Raw genomic sequence first — 20926 nt, 5'->3', positions numbered from 1 at the left:
ATGAAATCCTCTAGTCCGTTAGTATTTGTTGTTCAATAAGTTTTCGACTGCCCGATATATGGCGTCGCATTAGCATTTCAGATAGTTCTTCATCACGATTACGAATCGCCTGAAGAATAAGTTTGTGTTCATTAAGTGCTTCGACAGGCCTCGATTGCGAGCGCGGAGATTGGTAGCGATACATCCTCAGCAAGTGATATAGCTCGTTGCAAAGTAATCCTATCAATTTGCTATTTCGACTTGCTTTGATGATGCGGTAATGGAAATCAAAATCGCCATGCTGATGAAAATAAGATGCGCCTTCTACCTGCTCAATATGTCGGGTATGTGTCGACAATAAGGTTTCTAGGCCCAGTAACTCTTCTTGGGTGATATAACGGGCGGCTAAGCGGGCTGCCATCCCCTCTAGCGCTTCCCGCACTGCGTAAAGCTCGATCAACTTGTCAGGAGAGAGAGTAATAACACGAGCACCAACATGTGGAATACGTTCAATCAGCCCCAATCCTTCTAAACGCATAATGGCTTCTCGTAGTGGCCCTCGGCTTACAGAATATTTTTTTGCCAACTCTGGCTCTGAGATTTTGCTGCCAGGCTCAATTTCACCACCTACAATAGCTTCTACTAGAGACTCCGTCAGCGTTTCAGATTTGGTGTTCTCTTTCTCACCACCTGCTGACTTATAGCTTGGTTTTAGTTCAACGTTCATAGCCCATCCGTAGAAGACATCCATTCAAAGAGTGTCAACAATTTCTTAACTTGTTTATAAAATAGACTACAACATTGTCGACAATCAAGGGAATTGTCGACAATTTAGACTAAGGTATAACTCTTAATTCGCAGATGTCGCTTGAACAAAACGCTAGTACGTTTGCAAAATTGATATGGAGTTAATGACGAGTTAAGTCAAAGGGCATAGAATCGATACATAGTCATTTTTGAGATACTCATGAAGAGCAATGCGCAGTCATATCGTTAACTCTACAGTTCTATTTGCTTTAAGCACTTCGTTACTAGGTTGTTCGATGTTTTCACAGCCTGAACGAACCCCCTATTACCCGTCGATCAGAGACTCAACATACTCTGATGAAAAGATCTCAGTGATTGAATCGAATAACGTGTTAAAAAGTGCGATCAAGCAAAATCGATATGTACCCGTCAATGACACAGCCGAAGTAAACAATAATGCCGCGACGATTTTTTCAGAGGTGATCGCTAGCAATAGTTTGTCTATTACCGATCTCTATCAAGATGAGTTTCATCTAGGTTTAGAAACTCTGATTAAGCAGTTTACTTGCGAACTGTATGCCAGCCAGCAAAGTGCAGACACCATTCAGGTTTGCCCCCAATCACAGAAGATTGTCGACAATAACTTAGGTTACCTGCCCTTCGAAGATGGAGTACGTAGAACCGAACGACTCGTCTCTGTCGTACGTAATGCGCAAGAGACGCTCGAACTAGAGTTTTTCTTAAAGAGTAGTAATGAACGCTCTCTTGAAAGTTTGTGGGGGGCTGTCCATGAGCTGGGAGCATTCAAAGACAGTCAGTTAGATGAAACCAATTTGGTACTCACTATTAACTTGCAGGCCTATAAAAAGCCCTCAGAAAACGCAACTTGGCGTCAAATGAATCCGGATCCGCTTGTTTTCTTTGTTGTATTGCCAACCGTTGATCAGCTAGTTAATCGACCGAACGAAATCGAAAGTATGAACTTTGCTTATCGAAGTGCAAAGCTACTATTGGTGGATAGTCGCTAATCAACCTGACCTCAAGTTGATTAGCGTATCCATTAATTAAGCGACTTTCTGCTCCGAAAAGTACTGACTAATATCGACTTCATCAATTTGCTCTGCAGGTAAGAATTGCTCTGCGTACTCTTTATACACACCACTCGATAAAAACAATCTAAACAGCTCAATATCGACATGCTCATCAAGTGCCATCTTATATAAAATATCGATGGCCACACTGACTGGCTTAGCTTTCTTATACGGTCTATCTGCTGCGGTGAGCGCTTCAAAAATATCGGCAATGACCAAAATTCGTTCAGGTATTGATAGATCTTTGGCGCTAAGCTTACGTGGGTAACCTGTTCCTTTTAGCGTTTCATGGTGGGTAGAGGCATAACGAGGAACATTGCTTAGTTCTGCAGGGAATGGTAGTGCTTCAAGCATCTTGATTCCACTGATCATATGCTCGTTGATTTTAAATCGGTCTTCTGCTGTTAAGGTTCCACGACTAATGGACAGATTGTACACTTCACCCAAATTATATTGATGCTCTGGCACATCGACATTGATGCCAAAACTCGGATCAAATACCAATGGTCTAATTCGCTTAACAATGTGTTCAGGGCGATCAGACAATAATGGTTCTGTTACGGGTAGCCTCACTTCCGACTCTGACTTATTCAGTTCTTCAAACGGTGATAAACCCAACCTATCATCGAAATGGCGCTGCCACGTTTGAGCCGCAATTTGTTTGATTCGTTCAACTTTATCATCACTCATGAACTCCCCGCCAACATTCGCCGTCGCGATAAAACCAAAATCCTCTTGGAGTTGCTGTTTCTTGGAGTGTAATTGAGTCAACGCCTCTTCTTTACTCAGAGTTGAAGAAAGTTGTGATTGAAGAAATTCGATTTCAGCATCTCGCCATAGCACTTCAAAGCGCATTCTGACTTCATGAATTCGATTGTAGTTTGCTTCAAGCTTAGTGCCTTTATCTACGATATGCTCTGGTGTCGTGATCTTGCCGCAATCATGTAGCCAAGCTGCAATTCTGAACTCCCTACGTTCATTGTCATTCTCAAACTTGAACGCTTCGAATTGGCCAGATTGTGACTTTTCAGCAGCTCTCGCTAACATCATGCCCAGTTCTGGCACTCGGTTACAATGCCCAGCCGTATAAGGGGACTTATCATCGATGGCTTGCGCAATTAGCTGAATAAACGCATCAACAAAATCTTGCTGTTGTTTCTCGCGCTGTTTTATCTCTTGCGCCATCTCCTGAATAGAATTTGACAGCTCCCAAACTTCTTTAATGTTCGAGTCGACGGGCTCAACAGCATCAAACTCACGACGCTTAATCTTATGCGTTTGGTGAATCAGTTTTCGAATCGGCTTTACGATTGGCGAACCAAACACCCATGCAAGTGGCAAAAGAAGCCCCATGATAAGCATGGTAATACCTAATGTCGTATAGACCCGTTGATATACTTGTGCCATCACAATCGATTCAGGGACAACAACCGCCAAATATTCTCCGTCACCAGCAGCACCGCTCAAGGCACTTACATAGAGAAAAGCAGCTTGCCCACTGACATTTCCTCGGTGAATGGAATCTTGAGAGGTTGGAGACTGGCTCATTGAATACAATTCAGCATAAGGAACTCGATTATCTTTAGCTTCTCGGTACCATAACTCATCTAATTGGGCAAACTCCTCAGCCGTCACACTTGCTAATGCCTTTGAGAATAAAGGCAGGAGATGATGCTGTTTTTGATTAATGGAAAGGTAAAATGGCACCGTTGCATCTATCCAAAAAGGGTGGATAGCAAGCATTGACTGGTTAATCTGATTGCGATGTTCCAGTGCTCGTTTTGTATCGACTAGCACATTAATCTGCCCGCGATTCAGTGCATCTATCGCTTCTTGGCTGTCATTAAATATTGTTACTTTTGCGCTAGGATTAAACAGCCTTACTTGTTGGCTAAAATCATGACCTGCAAACACACCAAAATGCATTTCTTGAACTGCTGGCAGAACCGGGCTATTACTCGCCATCGCGAGTGGCTCTTCAAATAAAAGCAGCCGATTGAGTTCAGAACCTAAGCCAACCAAGGAGTGAGCAACATCGATCTCATTGCTTTGTAACTTTTCTAATAAAGAGGTCTGTTTAAAACCATTAATGAACTCCAGCTCTAAACCAATTTTAATCGCCAACAATTTAAGCAAATCGATAGAATAACCTTGCGGCTCACCTGCTCTTGTATAGTCATAAGGACGCCAGTCCACTTGGTTAGAAACAAGTAAAGATGGCGTCATCTCTACGAGTTGCTTTTCTTCCGTATTCAATGAGATTGGCTCTACCACCATATCTTCTGTTGATTCCTTTGATGACGTATTGGACGCAATCACTTCACCTGAATGGTGAAACACGTACGCTTCAACGCCAGCGTCATCCGGTAATCCTAAAGAGCTCGGTGTGAGTTTTTCGCTTATAGACGAGAGGACGATATCGACACCAAGTACGGCACTTTTACCGCGTACCGAATACGTTTGACCGGTGATTTTTAAATGTTTAAAGAGATAAGGTTCTGTTTTGTATACAGAGTCAACGCTTGCAGATGCATACCAAGGCCGGCGAGTTGGAAAGTAATTGCTCGATTCAGTGCGCGCGTTGGTTAAGGTGAACTCTGGGGTATAATAGAGAGTCTCCCTAACTCGGTTCTGCTTAGATCCCGAAATTCGAATAACGACCCAGCGATCTTTAGGTGATGCTTCGATACGTTGCCTAACGATTGGAGAAGAATCTAAATTAATTATCTGATAGAAATATTCGTTATCACTACCAATATAAATGCTATAAAACAGAGGGTTATCTTCTAATACCTGAACGAGCAGAGTTTTAATCTCCTCCTCACTCCATTGATGATCAATTGTATTCGAAAGGCGGCTTAGTATCCGGGCGCTGCTTTTGGCATTTAAATCGACCTCTTGGATATAGTCACTTACATCCGTCGTTGCCATCACCAGTTTGTTTAGCACATGTTCCTGTGACATCTGTTTGGTAAATACATATTGAAGACTAATGGCTAAAAGTGACGTCATCACCGTCGCCATGATGAACATAGTGCCAACCGTGAAGCGAATTGAAAACTTCTGTTTTTTTTGTGTTAAGCCGACCAACTGCAAGCCCTCCGTGGCTATAGAATACTGTCGTAAGAGATAACCTAGCAAACTCACTAAAATAGTGTAGTCGTTGCATAACCACTTACTCGTAATTACACACTATAAACCTCAACAATTCGTGCTAGGTCACTAATCTATAACGCATAACCACATACAATACAACCAACGGTAATTTTATAAATCCAACCGTGAACTTAATGAACAAAACCGACTTAATGCTCAATATTGTTTTTATCAACGCATTACAGACAAACCCTTAACACTCCATTAACTTTAAGCACATCTATTAACAAGCATCCCTCCCTTGTAGATAGATAATTCATAACGATAAGTGTGCTTTCTTAGAGAGACACAAACCTACATAAGGAACGTGAATCATGTTTAAGGTACTAAAACCAACACTGGCAGCTTCAATCATTGCCGCATCATTTTCTTTCAGCGCAATTGGTGCTGATGTTGAGAAAATCCATTTTCTAATCCCTGGTGGTGCTGGCGGTGGCTGGGATATGACTGCACGTGGTACAGGTGATGTGCTAGTGAAATCAGACATCGTAGACAATGTCTCTTTCCAAAACTTATCAGGTGGCGGCGGTGGTAAAGCTATTGCGCACCTTATCGAAACAGCAGAACGTCAAGAAGACACGCTAATGGTGAACTCGACTCCTATCGTTGTTCGCTCATTGACAGGTATTTTCCCTCAATCATTCCGTGATTTAACACCCGTCGCTGCGACTATTGCGGATTACGGCGCAATCGTGGCTTCTGCTGACTCTAAATACAACACTTGGGAAGATGTCGTAAAAGATTTCGAATCTAACCCGCGTAAAGTAAAAATCGCTGGCGGCTCTGCTCGCGGTAGTATGGACCACCTTGTTGTTGCAGCAGCATTTAAAGGCGAAGGATTTGACGCGAAGAAAGTACGTTACATCGCTTACGATGCAGGTGGCAAAGCGATGGCAGCGCTTCTTTCAGGCGAAACTCAACTACTTTCTACTGGCCTTGGTGAAGTGCTAGAGATGTCTAAATCTGGTCAAGTAAAAGTGATCGCAGTAACCGCACCAAAACGCCTTGATGCAGCTCCAGACATCCCAACACTAACTGAATATGGCAATGAAACTGTATTTGCTAACTGGCGTGGTTTCTTCGCAGCACCAGGTGCAAGCCAAGCGAAAATCGATGAATGGAACGCTGCTCTGACCAAGATGTACAAAACGGACGAGTGGCAAGTGGTTCGTGATCGCAACGGTTGGATTGACAACTACAAAGCGGACAAAGACTTCTACGCTTTCCTAGAAGATCAAGAGAAGCAGATGGGCGACCTAATGCGTGAACTTGGTTTCTTGAAGTAACCCTGTAGAGGGCAGCTTAACCACTGCCCTCACCCTCTTCGCCGTACACGAGATAACATCAATCTCCTTGTTTATAGTTTGTAAACAGCTAAACCGAATCGACTAGCAGCGAAAAGGTTTACTTAGTTAATGAATACATGCTCATTAGCCCTCTTGTACGGCCTTTTTCTTCCCCTCAAAGCAAATGGAGTTGGATATGTCTGATTTACCAACGAATTCTTTCAATAAAGGAAACTTCTTTTCTAAAGAATACCTCCTATGCCGTGATCGTGTTGGTGCGATGATATTTCTGCTCGTATGCCTATGCTATGGCTACCAAACCACGCAGATCCCATTGTTCCCTGGTGACGAATATGAACCCTTTACCGCGCGTACTTTACCTACTCTTCTGACTTTCGCAGGTATCGGTTTGTCATTACTTTTACTCGTCACAGGTCAACCAGATAAACAAAGCGGTGCTGTTATTGAGTTCAATTGGAAACTACTGATTAGCTTCCTCGTTCTAATGGCACTTTATGGCGTAGGCCTAACGTACCTTGGTTTTGTTCTAGCAACGGGGTTCTTCTTGCTTGCAGGATTCTACCTACTTGGTGAAAGACGCAAATCAATCCTTTTCGGTGCTTCATTCCCGTTCGTGATTGCGTTTTATTTGCTTCTCACCCAAGGCTTAGATATCTATCTTGAGCCTGGCGTTATTTTCACTATGTGGTCTTAATAAGATAGGGAAAACAAAATGTTAGATGGAATCTTACAAGGTCTTTCGACCGCAATAATGCCAATGAACATCATGATGGTGGTCGTTGGGTGTTTCGTGGGTACCTTTATAGGTATGCTTCCGGGACTAGGTCCAATCTCAGCCATTGCGCTGATGATCCCAATTACTTATGGTTTAGACCCATCTTCAGGTCTGATCCTTATGGCTGGTGTATATTATGGTGCGGTCTTCGGCGGCTCTACATCATCAATTCTAATCAATGCTCCAGGCTGTTCATCAACCGTTGTTACTGCGTTTGATGGTTACCCAATGGCGCAAAAAGGCCAAGCAGGTAAAGCTCTTGCGCTCGCAGCATACTCATCGTTCACTGGCGGCACGCTATCTGCCATTATGCTGTTAGTTGCTGCACCAGCGCTAGCAAGTGTTTCACTGAGCTTCCAGTCTTCAGATTACTTTGCACTGATGCTACTCGGTTTATCTGCGGTCGCAGCATTTGCCGGCCCAGGTCAAGTGATCAAAGCATGGATGATGACAGTACTTGGTTTGATGCTTTCAACGGTTGGTATCGATAAAGGTGTTGGTGTTGAACGCTTTACTTTTGGTCTGACCGATCTTATGGATGGTTTTAGCTTCTTGCTATTAGCTATGGCAACTTTCGCGCTCGGCGAAACCTTAATGGGCATTTTAAAACCGGAACAAGATACCCGTGGTGACGAGCAACGCAAACTTAGCGATATCGGCAGCATGAAAGTCACCAAAGAAGAGATTAAAGACGTGGCGCCTGTATCAATTCGTTCGTCTATTCTTGGTTTCTTTACTGGCGTATTGCCTGGCGCCGGCGCAACCATCGCCGCCTTCTTAAGCTATGGTCTTGAACGTAACTTGGCGCCAAAAGAGAAAAAAGCAGAATTTGGTAAAGGCAGCATCCGTGGTCTAGTTGCACCAGAATCTGCAAACAACGCCGCATCAAGTGGCTCATTTGTACCACTACTTACGTTAGGTATCCCAGGCTCTGGTACTACGGCTATCATGCTAGGAGCTCTAATCGCTTACGGCATTCAGCCTGGTCCGCGCCTATTTGTTGAGCACCCAGATGTATTTTGGTCAGTGATCATTTCTATGTACTTTGGCAACATCGTACTGGTTATCTTGAACTTGCCTTTAATCCCTTACATCTCGAAGCTTCTTGCGGTACCAAGAACGGTTCTGCTTCCGATGATATTGTTCTTCTCTATCACGGGTGTGTACTTAGTTTCTTTCAATACTATGGATGTGTTCATCATGCTGCTCATCGCAATGGCAGCCATAGCATTGAGATTGGCAAACTTCCCATTAGCACCACTACTACTAGGATTTATTCTTGGTGGCCTTATGGAAGAAAACCTACGTCGCGCATTAATGATCAGCGATGGTGAGTTAAGCTTCTTGTGGGAACGACCAATCACCATGACTTTCACTGTATTGGCGGTCCTTGTATTGTGCAGTCCAGTGTTTGTAAAGCTGTTCCAAAAGCTTAGAGCAACTCCTAAAAAAGTTGAATTATAACAATTGGCCAACTATCTTCTTTAGGGACACTTCGGTGTCCCTTTTTTGTTGCCCCATCAAACTCTAGAGTATAAACTCTATTTTTTAACAGCTAGAGTACATTTCCTATGTCGATGCGTCCCTTAGCGATTTTAATTGGTTGTCTTGGTGCCTTCTCTCCAATAAGTCATGCGGCTGCAATTAGCTTCGACCAAGCTTGGCAAGTTTTACAACAAGAGAACAATTCACTCGCGGCTCAACGTTCGAATGTCGAACGTTATGAGCACCTACAAAACGCTACCGACAGTTTAAACCTCCCGTCAGTTTCTATTGGCGCAAACTACACTCGACTCGATACTGATGTGACCGTCTCTGGCGAACAACTTTTTGAAAGCACAGGTCAAGCTCTACCAAACTTGGGCCCACTGAACCCTCTACTTGCCGGAATTGGTGGTATCACCTCAACCATCACAGAGCGAGACATTTTTAGTTCTTCTATCCGAGCGGTTTGGCCTATTTTTACCGGTGGCCGAATTAACGCAGCACAATCCGCGGCAGAAGGGAAAAAAGAGCAGGCGCAAAGTGAACTGGCGATGGAAACTCAAGCTCGCTTTGAAGACCTCAGCAAGTACTATTTCTCCGTTCTACTTGCACAAGATGTCTTAGAAACACGCAAACTGGTTGAACAAGGGCTGACCAAACACAGAGACAATGCTCTAAAACTAGAGCAGCAAGGTCAGATTGCGCGAGTAGAACGTTTACAAGCGGAATCAGCGCTAGACAAAGCGGTCATTGAACGTAAAAAAGCGCAAAAATCACTCGATATTGTTCAAGCTGCATTAACCCAAATCCTTAATCAAAATGCGACTGTTGAGCCGTCAGATTCATTGTTTATTAACTCGTCTCTACCCCCACTGAATGCGTTTGTCGATCGAACTTTAGACACCTACCCAGGTTTAGACCTATTAGATGCAAAGCAAAAGCAAGCAGATAGCCTAATCAAAGCTGAGAAAGGCAAATATTACCCAGAGGTTTACCTCTATGGTAACTACAGTCTGTACGAAGATGATTCTCTCGCAAGCCAAATGAAACCTGATTGGTTGGTCGGTGTTGGCGTTAATATTCCACTTATCGACACTCACGGCCGTAGCGACCACGTACAGGCAGCCAAAAGCGCGCTGTCTCAAGTGAAGTTTCTTAAAGCGCAAGCTAAACAAGACTTATCTGTGTTGGTGCAAAAAACCTACCTAGAAGCCCAACAAGCTCAAGAAGAAGTCCAAGGTTTAGCCTCCAGCATTCAATTAGCTCAAGAAAACTTGAAGCTTAGAGAAAAAGCGTTTTCTCAAGGCCTTTCAACGTCTACAGATGTTGTCGACGCACAGCTTTATGTGGCCAGCGTACAAACGCAAAAAGCAGCGGCAAGCTTTAACTACTTAATCTCACTATCAAAATTATTAGCGCTATCCAATGAAATGGATGCGTTCAACCAGTATCAAGACAACGCGATTGCCGTTTCTACGTTTTAAGGACTCAAGATGAAAAATGCAAAACCACTAGTCATGACTGCCGCGGCACTGGCTCTCGCATCTTGGGTGGGATTCAGCTTTTACCAAGCGTACCAACCAAAACCGATTCGTTTACAAGGTCAAATTGAATCTCAGCAATACAGTATCTCTTCTAAAGTACCGGGTCGTATAGACCAAGTGTTGGTACGCAAAGGCGATTCTGTCGAAAAAGGTGAGTTGATCTTCACGCTGCACAGCCCAGAAATTGCCGCAAAACTTGAACAAGCTAAAGCAGGTGAAAAAGCCGCAGGAGCACTAGCAAAAGAAGCAGAAAAAGGCGCTCGTAGCCAACAGATCCAAGCTGCGAAAGATCAATGGTTAAAAGCCAAAGCTGCCGCATCCCTCATGGAAAAGACCTACCTAAGAGTCAATAACCTATACAGCGACGGTGTGGTTGCAGAGCAAAAACGCGACGAAGCGAAAACTCAATGGGATGCTGCAAAATACACTGAAAGTGCCGCATTCCAGATGTATCAAATGGCGAAAGAAGGCGCTCGAAGTGAAACCAAAGTCGCTGCGGCAGAAAAAGCACGCATGGCTGCAGGCGCGGTTGCGGAAGTAGAAGCCTACGCAAAAGATACTGCGATTGAAAGCTGGTTTGATGGCGAAGTGTCTCAAGTGCTCTTGCAAAGCGGCGAACTAGCCCCGCAAGGCTTCCCTGTGGTGACTGTCATCGATACCAAAGATTCATGGGCAGTACTGAACGTTCGCGAAGATTGGTTAAAACACTTTGATAAAGGCACTACCTTTGAGGCCTACCTTCCTGCTCTAGATAAAAACGTAGAGTTTAAGGTCACGCATGTCGCTGTGATGGGCGATTTTGCTACTTGGCGCTCGACAGATGCGTCACAAGGGTTTGATCTTCGTACCTTTGAAGTTGAAGCGCGCCCTACCCAGCCAGATGTTGATCTGCGTATGGGTATGAGCCTTGTTGTGAACCTCGACTGAGCTACGTATGAGCACTGAACCTGTTTCTCAAGTTTCGATAGTTAGACGCGACAAGTGGCTACTATCAAGCCTGACCTGGATTCCAATCATGCTTGCTGTGATGATTTGGGCTGTATTCTCGCAGGGTATTGCCCGAGATCTCCCTGTTGGTGTGGTCAACTTCGCCCCTGGTCAAATGTCACAAAAGCTGATTCGCTACTATGACGCAACTTCAGCTATGCAGGTCACCCAAAACTACAACAGTGTCGCCGAAGCTAAAACCGCACTGGTTCGTGGCGAGATATACGCTTATGCCGTTATTCCGAACAAATTTGAAACGGATATCTATAAGCAACTCGCGCCTCAAGTCAGTGTGTTTTACAACAGCCAAATGATTCTGGTCGGCAAACTGCTAAATTCTGCGTTTCTTCAAGCTCAAGGTACATTTAACGCCCAGATAAGCACTGGCATTGATTTAGCGAAAGGCGACACGACGCTACTCTCTGCCATGGGTAAAGCCGTGCCTGTAAGAACGCAAATAACGCCATTATTTAATAAAAACTCCAACTACGCGCAGTTTTTGGTTTCAGCCATCATTCCTGCGCTATGGCAAATTGCCGTGGTGGTTTCGACCATCCTAATTCTAGCCGCTAACTTAAGAGATAGAGGTCTTAATGCTTGGTTGGCGAAACGCCCCGTCCGTGCATTGTGCTCGACTCTATTTCCCTACACGTTCATCTTTGCCTTACATGGATTTGCGTATCTTTGTTGGTTCTATCTAGGATTTGAATGGCCGATGAATGGTAGCTTTGCCGTGCTAGTGTTAGCTCAGTGGGTCACCTTAATCGCTTGTATGATCATGGGGTGCTTATTCTTTTTCTTAACGTTAGATCCGGCAAGAGCAATGAGCTTTGCTGGTGCATTCACCGCGCCAAGCTTTGCGTTCATGGGGATTACCTTCCCAGTCAGTGACATGAGTGGTCTTGCGCAGTTTTGGCGTAGTCTGCTGCCGATTAGTCATTACATTGAAGTTCAGGTAAGCCAAGTCAGTTATGGGCAAGAATGGTTAAAATCTTTAGAGCATTTACTGCCGATGTTGGGTTATTTGCTCCCTGCACTGTTAAGTCTATTGCTGATAAGAAAGCACCTTCGCCATCAACAAGAATTGGATACGCTTTCGTCTCAACCAAACACGACTAAGGAACCAGCATGAGCTTTTTAGCATTATTGAAAGCGGAACTGAAAGCACTGCTGACTAACCCTGTCGTGATACTTACTGTGTTTGGCGGCGTGGTGTTTTACTCATTTCTTTATCCACTGCCATACAGTCATCAAACACCGCGAGAGCAAAAAATCAGTGTCGTAAACTTGGATATGAGCCAAACCAGCTTTAAATTGGAGCGTATGGTTGATGCGACGCCGCAAGTCGATGTCGTGCGCCGTGACTACTCTTTAGAAGCTGCACATCAAGCCTTCTTACAAGGTGAAGTGAGTGGCATTCTGGTGATCCCTGAACATTTTTACAAAGATCTCTTACTCGGTAAAAGTCCGACACTCTCTTACGCTGGGGATGCCTCGTACTTTCTGGTTTACGGCACTATTGTGGAAGGTCTAGCTCAAGCTGGTGGCACCCTAGCAGCAGAAACCAAAGTCGCTAAATTGGTCCTTGATGGAGAGCCGTTATCTCAAGCACAAAACCAATACGCCGCAACAAAACTTAATTTAAAACCGACCTTCAATCCTCGTATGGGGTATGTCGACTATGTTGTACCTGCTGTCTTTATCCTCATTTTACAACAAACCATGGCGATGGCGTCTGGCTTGATGGTCGGTACACAAAAACAGGGTCGAGGATATTGGAGTCGCGTTTCCACCAGCAAGTTGATGTTGGCGCGCGTGGTTGTTCTTACTGTCATCTATTACTTATTAAGCATGTATTACTTTGGTGCCAGTTTCTCCATGCATGGTGTTAACCAATTAGCCAGCATGGGGAACCTTCTATCACTATTACTGCCATTCCTTGTTTCATCTTGCGCAATAGGACTTTGGGTGGGAGCAGTTACCCCAAGACGCGAGTTAGTCACATTAGTGATACTCATCAGCTCAATGCCTTTGGTATTCAGTGCCGGCTTTATTTGGCCAGTAGAAGCTATCCCAAGCGCTATGGTTTGGCTATCTCAACTGTTTCCTAGCACCCCAGCTATCAAAGGCTTCTTGACGATCAACCAAATGGGCGGCGATTGGAGTGATATCAGTTTGCCATACAGCCAACTATGGCTCCAAAGCCTCGCTTGGATCCTGTTAGCTTGGTGGGCACTAAAACGCCAAGGCAGATTAAACAGTCATCATTGATGATACGTCCCCTACTTTATTGACTAATAAATTGAGAGTTTTTGCCAAAAACTAGTCAAAGAATATCAATGAGATAACAATAGTTTTATCATTATAAGCTACGCTTAGTACAACGAATAACTATGAATTAGGACTGTATGAAGGTATCTACCAGCAAAGAACTCACGTTCGCGACCAAATCGCTGTTAGCTTATTTACTAATCCCACTTTTGATAGTCACACCTGTCTCTCTATATCTTGCTAAAAAGGGAATAGAAAATACGCTTAAAACGGCAGGTGCAAACTATGTTGATCGCATAGAAGATGTCATTACTGAAATTCAGATTGATACCTCTCTAGCCATGAATCAACTCAGCAGTTGTGAAGCTATTGGTGAGAAATTACTCTTTGCAAGTAACCTCCGAGAGCTAATTGTAGTGCGCGACAACATCGCCGTGTGTTCATCAAAGCGCGGTAAATTGAATGCAGATATCACCCCGATCCTAAACGGACAACCTATAACTAATGGTGTGTTCCTTTACGATCTTGAAGGCGATCCTGAGAAGCGTACTATCGTTGTCGCAAACTCTATTCAAGATGGCGGAAAGAACGGCGTCTTTGCCGTTATCGATAAGAGCTATTTAGTTGACAGAATTCTTCATATTGAAGATGACAAAATCAATCATATTACCGCGAAGTTCAATGGGAAGATTTACCCAAGTACTCGTAGCTTCGACTCAAACTACGTATATAAAATACTAACATCTAGACAATACGGTTTTTCATTACTCATCGAAGTAAGCCCAACTTATGTTAATCGAACCATTCTTTTTGCTTTTTCGACTAGCTTTCCTTTATCTTTGCTGATCTCTGGTATTCTCTTTCTCGTGATGCGCAAGCTCAAACAACGAGAAGATCTTGGTGCAGATCTGAAAAATGGCCTCAATCGTAAAGAGTTCTTTCTTGCTTACCAACCTATAGTAAATAGCCAAACTCATAAACTTCTGGGGATGGAAGCTTTGATTCGCTGGCAGCACCCTTCATTAGGTCTCGTCAGGCCAGATATTTTTATATCACTTGCCGAGAGACAGCAGCTTATCAATGACATTACGGATTACGTGCTCGAGTTTGCTTATAGTGAGATAAATCAATCTAAAAACACATTTAGTACATCGCTTGGTATTAATGTGCCACCATCTTACCTACACGAACAAAAACATCTACAAACACTGGTCAACTACGCTGAGAAGTTTAAGCTGCTCGGGGTAACGTTAACTGTCGAAATTACCGAGCGCCAAATACTTGATGAACTAGGTCGAAACGCGCTCGCTTTTCTACGTCAACATGGCATCAAAATTTCTATCGATGATTTTGGCACAGGACACACGGCACTTTCGGTTATCCAACAAACCGAATTTGACTACCTGAAAATTGATAAATGCTTTGTTGATACCATCGGTGTGGAAACAGTCAACTCCGCAGTGCTTAATACCATTATTGAACTGGGTCATCGACTAGACGTACAAATGGTTGCAGAAGGTGTTGAGGAGCTACATCAAGCTCAGTATCTCGCTCAGATGGGTGTACATAAACTTCAAGGTTACTACTTCGCTAAACCATGTAGCCTCAAAGAAATTGAGAATTCTTGGTTATAGAGCAGATTTATAAATCATGTTAATGTCATGATTATTATGGTTTCACACTCAAATATATGGTCAAACTATGCACGATGTAACCACCACGGCTGTCACCGTTTTTATGGGCTTCTTTGCTATGATGAACCCAGTCGCTAACACCGCAGTTTTTGTAGGAATGACAGGTGATCAAACACCACAGCAAAGAAAAGCCACTGCCACCAAAGCATTGATTACCGCTTTCTTTATTGTTGCAGCATTTTGTTTATTGGGTAAAGGGATCTTCGAAGTCTTTGGTATTACATTACCAGCCTTGAGGCTTTCTGGCGGCATCTTAGTCTTTCTGGTTGGCTATCATATGCTACAAGGGAGCTCTTCTAAGCTTCATTCTCAGCCCGAAGAACAAGAAGAGCCAAAAGATGTAGCAATCTCTCCACTAGCACTGCCAATACTTGCGGGCCCAGGCACAATAGCAACCGCAATGAACTATTCAGCTTCTGGCGACATGCTCAATATTTTTGTGACAATTGGGGCATTTGCTTCTTTATGTATCATTACTTTCATCTGTTTTTTATTTGGCCCCAAACTCGTTGATAAGCTAGGTGAAAGCGGTATTAGTATCGTCACCCGATTAATGGGGTTGATTTTAACTGTCATTGGTATGCAGATGTTTATTCAAGGTGTGCATGATGCATACATGCTCTTCCAACCAGCATAGGCTTCAGAGTACGTCAGTCACACATTTATGCCATTAAACAAAAAACGCCTCCATACTGGAGGCGTTTTTATTGAATATTTACCTAGACTCTAAACTGATTGACTAGCTGTTTCAGTGACTCGGCTTTATCTGCCAATACACGCGCAGAAGCAGCCGCATTATTTGCTTGATCAGTCGCACTCAGAGACGCTTCGGAGACACTCTCAACATTCTTCGCGACCTCGCTACTCGCTAATGATTGCTGCTCTGCTGCCGCAGCAATACTGTCAATCATCCCTGCAACTTCTTGTGCTCCACTAACGATCTCCCCGAGGCTATTCCCCGCTTCTTTGGCTAACCCTAACCCTTCGTGAACATGATTCGTCCCTACTTCCATACGATCTACAGCATGCTGAGTCTCACTTTGAATCGCTTCAATGGATTGGCCTATCTCCTGTGTTGCCGTTGTGGTGCGATCGGCTAGTGCTCTTACTTCATCCGCCACGACAGCGAAGCCTCGACCTGCTTCCCCCGCACGCGCAGCTTCAATCGCAGCATTAAGCGCTAACAGGTTTGTCTGTTCTGCGATATCGTTTATCACGTTAATGATTTCACCAATTTCTGCCCCACGTTTACCAAGCTCCGCAACACTACTTGAAGAAGCCGCCACCGCTTCGTTGATTGAGTTCATACCCGTTATCGTGCTATTTACTATCTCTCCACCTTCGTTTGCTGTCACACCAGCACTTTGTGCACTAGCTGTTGCATCTGCCGATTTCGTTGCAACTTCTTGAATACTGACAGCCATCTCTTCGATAGAAGCCGAGATTTGCGCGACTTTGTCTGATTGCAATTGTAACTCTTGAGTCATGCCGCTATTGGCCTGGCTAATTGAATTCGATCCTTCAACAACTTCATCGGTAGTCGATAAGACTTGAGACATCGCATAGTTGGTTTTTTCTACAGCCTGATTAAAACTAGCCGCCATTAAACCAAGTTCATCTTTCGAATCTACTTTTACTGACGCTGTCAGATCACCTTTGGCTAAAAGCTCCAAGCCTCTTGCGACTTCTCTAACGGGTTCATTAATCGCTTTCAACACAACTAATGAAATGATTGAACCAAGAATGATGGCAGTAATTGAAACAATAATCAGAGTATTTTCTGTCGACTCCGCCGCTCCAGTTGCCGCAGCTTGACGTTTCGCCATCAAGTTGTCTTCCATCGCAATGAAATCGGCAATTTGCCCACGAAACTTATCGAAGTAGACTTTTCCTCGTTCTTCACCGACTAACTTGGCAATATCATTCATCGACTTCGCATCGCCAATGTCTGTTCGAAGTTGAATCATCGGTTCTACAACATCTGTCTGCCATTCATTGATGGTCGTCTTCATTTCTCCAAGCAACTTCACTTGAGCAGCATTATCGCTGACTGTTTTTTTTAAATCGGTTACTTGAGACTCGAATGATTGGCTACCTTGTCTGTATGGGTCTAAGAACTCACTACGACCGGCGAGTAAAAACCCTCGCATACCCGTTTCCATATCAACTGCTGCCGCAAGTACTTGTTGTGCGGCTTCAATCACTTTATGAGTATGATTTACCCAGCCTGTAGCTTCATCCATAGCGTTAAGCGTCGATGAAAACGTATTGTAATCTTGAAGGGACATATACCCTTGGCTATTAATTCGATTGAGATCCTTAATGCTGCCTTCAAACGTTTTAGTATTCTGCTCTTGTCTATCTACAAGCAACTTAGCTTCACGCTCAATAAACAGATTGATTTGCCCCCGAAACTTGTCAAAGTAAACTTTTCCGCGAGCTTCAGCCACCAAATCAGAGATATTATCCATCGTTTTCGCATGGCCAATTTCACCGCGAAGTTGAATGGCAGGCTCAGTAACATTGTTGAGCCACCCATTGATGGTATTTTCTATATCACCTAAACGTTTAACTTGGGCAGGGTTATCACTAACTGTCTGTTTTAACTTGCTGACTAAGCGCGTAAATTCCTGCTGGCCGCTTTTGTAAGGAGCCAAAAAACCCTCTTTACCCGCCAACAAATAGCCACGCATACCGGTTTCCATATCAACAGCCGCAGCTTCGATTTTCATCGCCTGCTCTATCACCTTATGGGTATGATCTACCATCGCACTCGTTTCAACTTGAGAACGTGAACTGTTAATCGCAATAATAGTTAAGATAACGAGTAGAATTAGCGGTACAGCTGCTCCAAGTGCAACTTTAAAACGTAGGGGAACATTTCTAAAAGGCATGAATCTATCCTTAATCCTTCTTCGGGATATTACATTTGCGTTCGCTAATGTAAGGTATAGACTCATTCAGAAGACAAATCTAGAAATCAAACCAAAGTCTTAGTTTATGACTAAGAATACAGAAAATTTGAACTCTCTAGGCTCTAAAAACTTTTATTTAGTGACTACTCGCGTTCGAACCTAGCTTCTATTTCCTCAGCGGATTGAGGCTTGTAGAAATAGTAACCTTGAATTTCTTCAATACGCCATTTCGCCAGTTTACGTACTTGTGATGCAGTTTCTACCCCTTCTGCTACCGTGGTTAATCCTAACTCAAGAGCCATATTCGCGATATTTCTCACCAAACTTTTTGCTCTATCATTGGTTTCAAGTTGGTCAATATAAGACTTATCTAACTTCACGATATCTAATGGAAAGCTACATAAGGTGCTGAAAGATGAATATCCAGTACCAAAATCATCCAAGGCAAAGAGTACGCCAAGCTGTTTGATCTCATCCATTCGGTTACTAATTTCTTGCTCTACCCCAAGTAACATACTTTCCGTGATTTCAATGACAAGTTGACCCGGCTGAATATGGTATTGAATGACCAGTTGCTTTAGATAGGCGATTAAATCTGGATGATAAAAATGTGGTGCACTCAAGTTAACATGAATAGAGAATGGCGAGTTACCACGCTCTTTCTGCATTCGATTAAGTCGCTCTATAAACTGACACGCTTGCTTTAAGATGCTTTCACCAAGTTCGACTATTAGATCGTTGTGCTCTGCCAAAGGTATAAAGACGACCGGTGATATCTGACCAAACTTAGGATGATTCCAACGAGCTAAAGCTTCAAAGCCATTAATATTACCTGTTTTAGTATCAACAATGGCTTGGTAGTGAGCACAGATATCACCATTTTGAATAGCGGCCGCTAGATCATTGTTAATCGCATAAGACGTTTGCGCTTGCTCAAACTGCTCTTGATCAATTCGAACAATCCCTATCGGCAGTTTGTTCATTTTGTTCTTCTCAATTGCAAAAATTGCCGAATGAATTAGTGCGTCTAAAGCTTCGTGGCTTATATCAGGATCAATCAGACCAATCGCACAATTCAGATCAAGCTCAATGCCTTCAATTTTCTGTTTCTCTTTCAACTCTTCCATTAACCGAGTCGCACCCAAAACGGCCTCTTCACATTCAGATTTACTCGGAATCAAAACAATAAATTCATGTTCACTGATACGTCCGACTAAATAACTCGCGAGATTGACACCAAACCGCGAAGCAATAAAGACCATCGCTTCGTCAAACACTTGATGCCCATATCGTTCAGACACCTGTTTCAAGTTTGGGATGGTGACGTAGAGAAATGAAAATCGGTTGGGAGCCGTATATACGAGATGGCGAGCTTTTTCCATTATCGCCTTGCGATTCCAAAGACCAGAAAGGTGGTCTCGTTCGACTAGGTCTTCGATTAATTTTGCTTGTTGTTTGCTTTCTCTTACATCGCGAATTGACAACATCAATGCATCCTCACCTTGATATTGAATCGTACTGACTTCCAAGTGGCAATCGATACAGTCTCCATTTCTAGGAAGCATTTGAGCTTCAAATTGAGTTTCGCCTTGTTGATACTGACGATGCATTTCATCTATTTGGCATTCTGGCTGAGCATTATCTGGGCACAAATAGTCTAAAGGTTGATTAATAACTTCATCCCGCTGATACCCCAATAACTCTAGTGCCGTCTGGTTAATATCAACAATTTCTCTACCTCTGACCAGTAGCATTGAAATAGTGCGACTTTGATATAACGCATCAAATTTTTGCTGCGCATCTTGTAACTGTTCTTGGGTAACTGAATTGTTATTCGCTAATGCTTGAACCAACTTCATCAATCGATCAAGCTCATCCTTATTGGGTTGATTTAATCCATCCAATTGATATGCCGCGAAGAGCTCATCTATATCTTTCTCTAAATCAGAAAAACGAACAGCGACTCGACGCCTAAACAACAAAAACGTAGTGAATGAGATGAAGGTGGCAACAACAGCAACGGCGATGAATAAGTAGCTGAATATTACGCTTCCTTTGATGAAATGATTACGACCGATTGTGGTAGAAAGTTTGGCGATAGGTAAGCCAGAAATATCGTATAAAGAAATACGCTGGGTAATGGTTTGTTCTGTTTTCTCATACGGTTGCACCAATTCAGAGGCTTGACCAACGAATTCAGGATCAACGAGCTCTATCTTATTGTCCGCAATAAGAACGGATTCAAAATTGCCAGGGAATCGAAAAGTAAGATTTTCGCCCCAAATAAGCCAACCGGAGGAAGCCGAAGTACCTTCACTGCCTCTTACTGGTGTGATGCTAATATTCCAAACACTTTCTCCTGAGACGATGAGACCGCTGAAACTTTCTCGATAACTATCGAGTAAGCCTTGCATAGACCTTATATGCTCTTGAATTCCTGGGTGTTCGAACAAGTCACCCCCACCGAACGCTGCATTCTCTTCTCTTACAATGGAGACAATATTTTCTCCTTGTAGAGTGCTAAAAATCATTGAATCTAAACCCAATGAGTCCAGAACATCGATTGATAAGTTTCGTTCACGATATTCGTCTGCGTTTTTCTCTATTAGAAGCTCATGGGTTTCATCCCAATATGCCCAATCATAAGAACGCGACTCAAGCTCTTCAACGACCATATTAATGAGACTGTTCGCTTGAGCGCTTGCTCTTTCAGACTCCATACGTTCGAGACTATCAAGACTGACTAAGAAGAAATAACGGGTAATGAAAAGGCAACTCAAGGTCACCCCAAGCAGGCCAAAAATGAAATAAAGGGCTGTTTTGGTCTGCAAGTTTAGATTGAGCAAGCGGATTCGGTTCATACAAACTTATTTATATTTTTAGTTCTATAAACAGAGTTTATATAAAGTACTCAGCATCTGATTTGATATGGCTCTAAGTTATTGTATTTGGTACGACTATAAACATTCGTTTAT

General features: G+C 43.3%; 14 protein-coding genes. 10 read left to right on the top strand and 4 right to left on the bottom strand.

Going from position 1 to position 20926, the window contains the following annotated elements; all coding sequences use genetic code 11:
* Positions 1 to 10: 10 nt before the first annotated feature.
* The gene (locus GVO60_RS13280; protein ID WP_159654792.1) at positions 11 to 706 is read right to left on the bottom strand and encodes a GntR family transcriptional regulator; all 696 of its coding nucleotides are present in this window, start codon (positions 704 to 706) and stop codon (positions 11 to 13) included.
* Positions 707 to 956: 250 nt separating this feature from the next.
* Between GVO60_RS13280 and GVO60_RS13275 the strand changes: the two genes are divergently transcribed.
* Entirely contained in the window at positions 957 to 1754 is a 798-nt protein-coding gene (locus tag GVO60_RS13275) for a hypothetical protein (protein WP_159654790.1), read from the top strand.
* A gap of 36 nt (positions 1755 to 1790) precedes the next feature.
* On the opposite strand, the gene GVO60_RS13270 is transcribed toward GVO60_RS13275, so the two are convergent.
* Positions 1791 to 4850 carry an HD domain-containing phosphohydrolase gene (locus GVO60_RS13270; protein ID WP_159654788.1) on the bottom strand — a complete coding sequence of 1020 codons (3060 nt, stop codon included), beginning with the start codon at positions 4848 to 4850 and terminating at the stop codon, positions 1791 to 1793.
* Positions 4851 to 5287: 437 nt separating this feature from the next.
* On the opposite strand from GVO60_RS13270, the gene GVO60_RS13265 reads away from it, so the two are divergent.
* The 9 genes from GVO60_RS13265 (at position 5288) to GVO60_RS13225 (ending at position 15673) form a co-directional block, all read left to right on the top strand.
* Positions 5288 to 6259 carry a tripartite tricarboxylate transporter substrate binding protein gene (locus GVO60_RS13265; protein WP_159654786.1) on the top strand — a complete coding sequence of 324 codons (972 nt, stop codon included), beginning with the start codon at positions 5288 to 5290 and terminating at the stop codon, positions 6257 to 6259.
* Between the two features lie 196 nt (positions 6260 to 6455).
* Positions 6456 to 6974 carry a tripartite tricarboxylate transporter TctB family protein gene (locus GVO60_RS13260; RefSeq protein ID WP_159654784.1) on the top strand — a complete coding sequence of 173 codons (519 nt, stop codon included), beginning with the start codon at positions 6456 to 6458 and terminating at the stop codon, positions 6972 to 6974.
* An 18-nt stretch (positions 6975 to 6992) separates the two neighbouring features.
* Positions 6993 to 8519 carry a tripartite tricarboxylate transporter permease gene (locus GVO60_RS13255; RefSeq protein WP_159654782.1) on the top strand — a complete coding sequence of 509 codons (1527 nt, stop codon included), beginning with the start codon at positions 6993 to 6995 and terminating at the stop codon, positions 8517 to 8519.
* A 107-nt stretch (positions 8520 to 8626) separates the two neighbouring features.
* A complete protein-coding gene (locus GVO60_RS13250; protein WP_159654780.1) occupies positions 8627 to 10024 on the top strand; it encodes a TolC family protein in 1398 nt (465 codons plus the stop codon).
* A gap of 9 nt (positions 10025 to 10033) precedes the next feature.
* A complete protein-coding gene (locus GVO60_RS13245) occupies positions 10034 to 11011 on the top strand; it encodes an HlyD family secretion protein (RefSeq protein ID WP_159654778.1) in 978 nt (325 codons plus the stop codon).
* Between the two features lie 7 nt (positions 11012 to 11018).
* Positions 11019 to 12203, top strand: a complete 1185-nt coding sequence (locus GVO60_RS13240; RefSeq protein WP_159654776.1) for an ABC transporter permease — start codon at positions 11019 to 11021, stop codon at positions 12201 to 12203.
* The gene (locus GVO60_RS13235) at positions 12200 to 13342 is read left to right on the top strand and encodes an ABC transporter permease (RefSeq protein ID WP_159654774.1); all 1143 of its coding nucleotides are present in this window, start codon (positions 12200 to 12202) and stop codon (positions 13340 to 13342) included. Before GVO60_RS13240 ends, GVO60_RS13235 begins: the two co-directional genes overlap by 4 nt.
* 137 nt (positions 13343 to 13479) lie before the next feature.
* On the top strand, positions 13480 to 14976 hold the full coding sequence (locus GVO60_RS13230) for an EAL domain-containing protein (protein WP_159654772.1): 1497 nt from the start codon (positions 13480 to 13482) through the stop codon (positions 14974 to 14976).
* Positions 14977 to 15043: 67 nt separating this feature from the next.
* Entirely contained in the window at positions 15044 to 15673 is a 630-nt protein-coding gene (locus tag GVO60_RS13225; RefSeq protein WP_159654770.1) for a MarC family protein, read from the top strand.
* 82 nt (positions 15674 to 15755) lie between these two features.
* On the opposite strand, the gene GVO60_RS13220 is transcribed toward GVO60_RS13225, so the two are convergent.
* Both GVO60_RS13220 and GVO60_RS13215 read right to left on the bottom strand, forming a co-directional pair.
* Positions 15756 to 17930, bottom strand: coding sequence for a CHASE3 domain-containing protein (locus GVO60_RS13220; protein ID WP_159654768.1), 2175 nt, complete (start codon positions 17928 to 17930; stop codon positions 15756 to 15758).
* Positions 17931 to 18094: 164 nt separating this feature from the next.
* The gene (locus GVO60_RS13215) at positions 18095 to 20812 is read right to left on the bottom strand and encodes a bifunctional diguanylate cyclase/phosphodiesterase (RefSeq protein ID WP_159654766.1); all 2718 of its coding nucleotides are present in this window, start codon (positions 20810 to 20812) and stop codon (positions 18095 to 18097) included.
* Positions 20813 to 20926: the final 114 nt, after the last annotated feature.

The sequence above is a fragment of the Vibrio atypicus genome (assembly GCF_009811315.1).
Classification (GTDB): domain Bacteria; phylum Pseudomonadota; class Gammaproteobacteria; order Enterobacterales; family Vibrionaceae; genus Vibrio; species Vibrio atypicus.
This window is presented reverse-complemented; position numbering and strand designations above follow the sequence as displayed.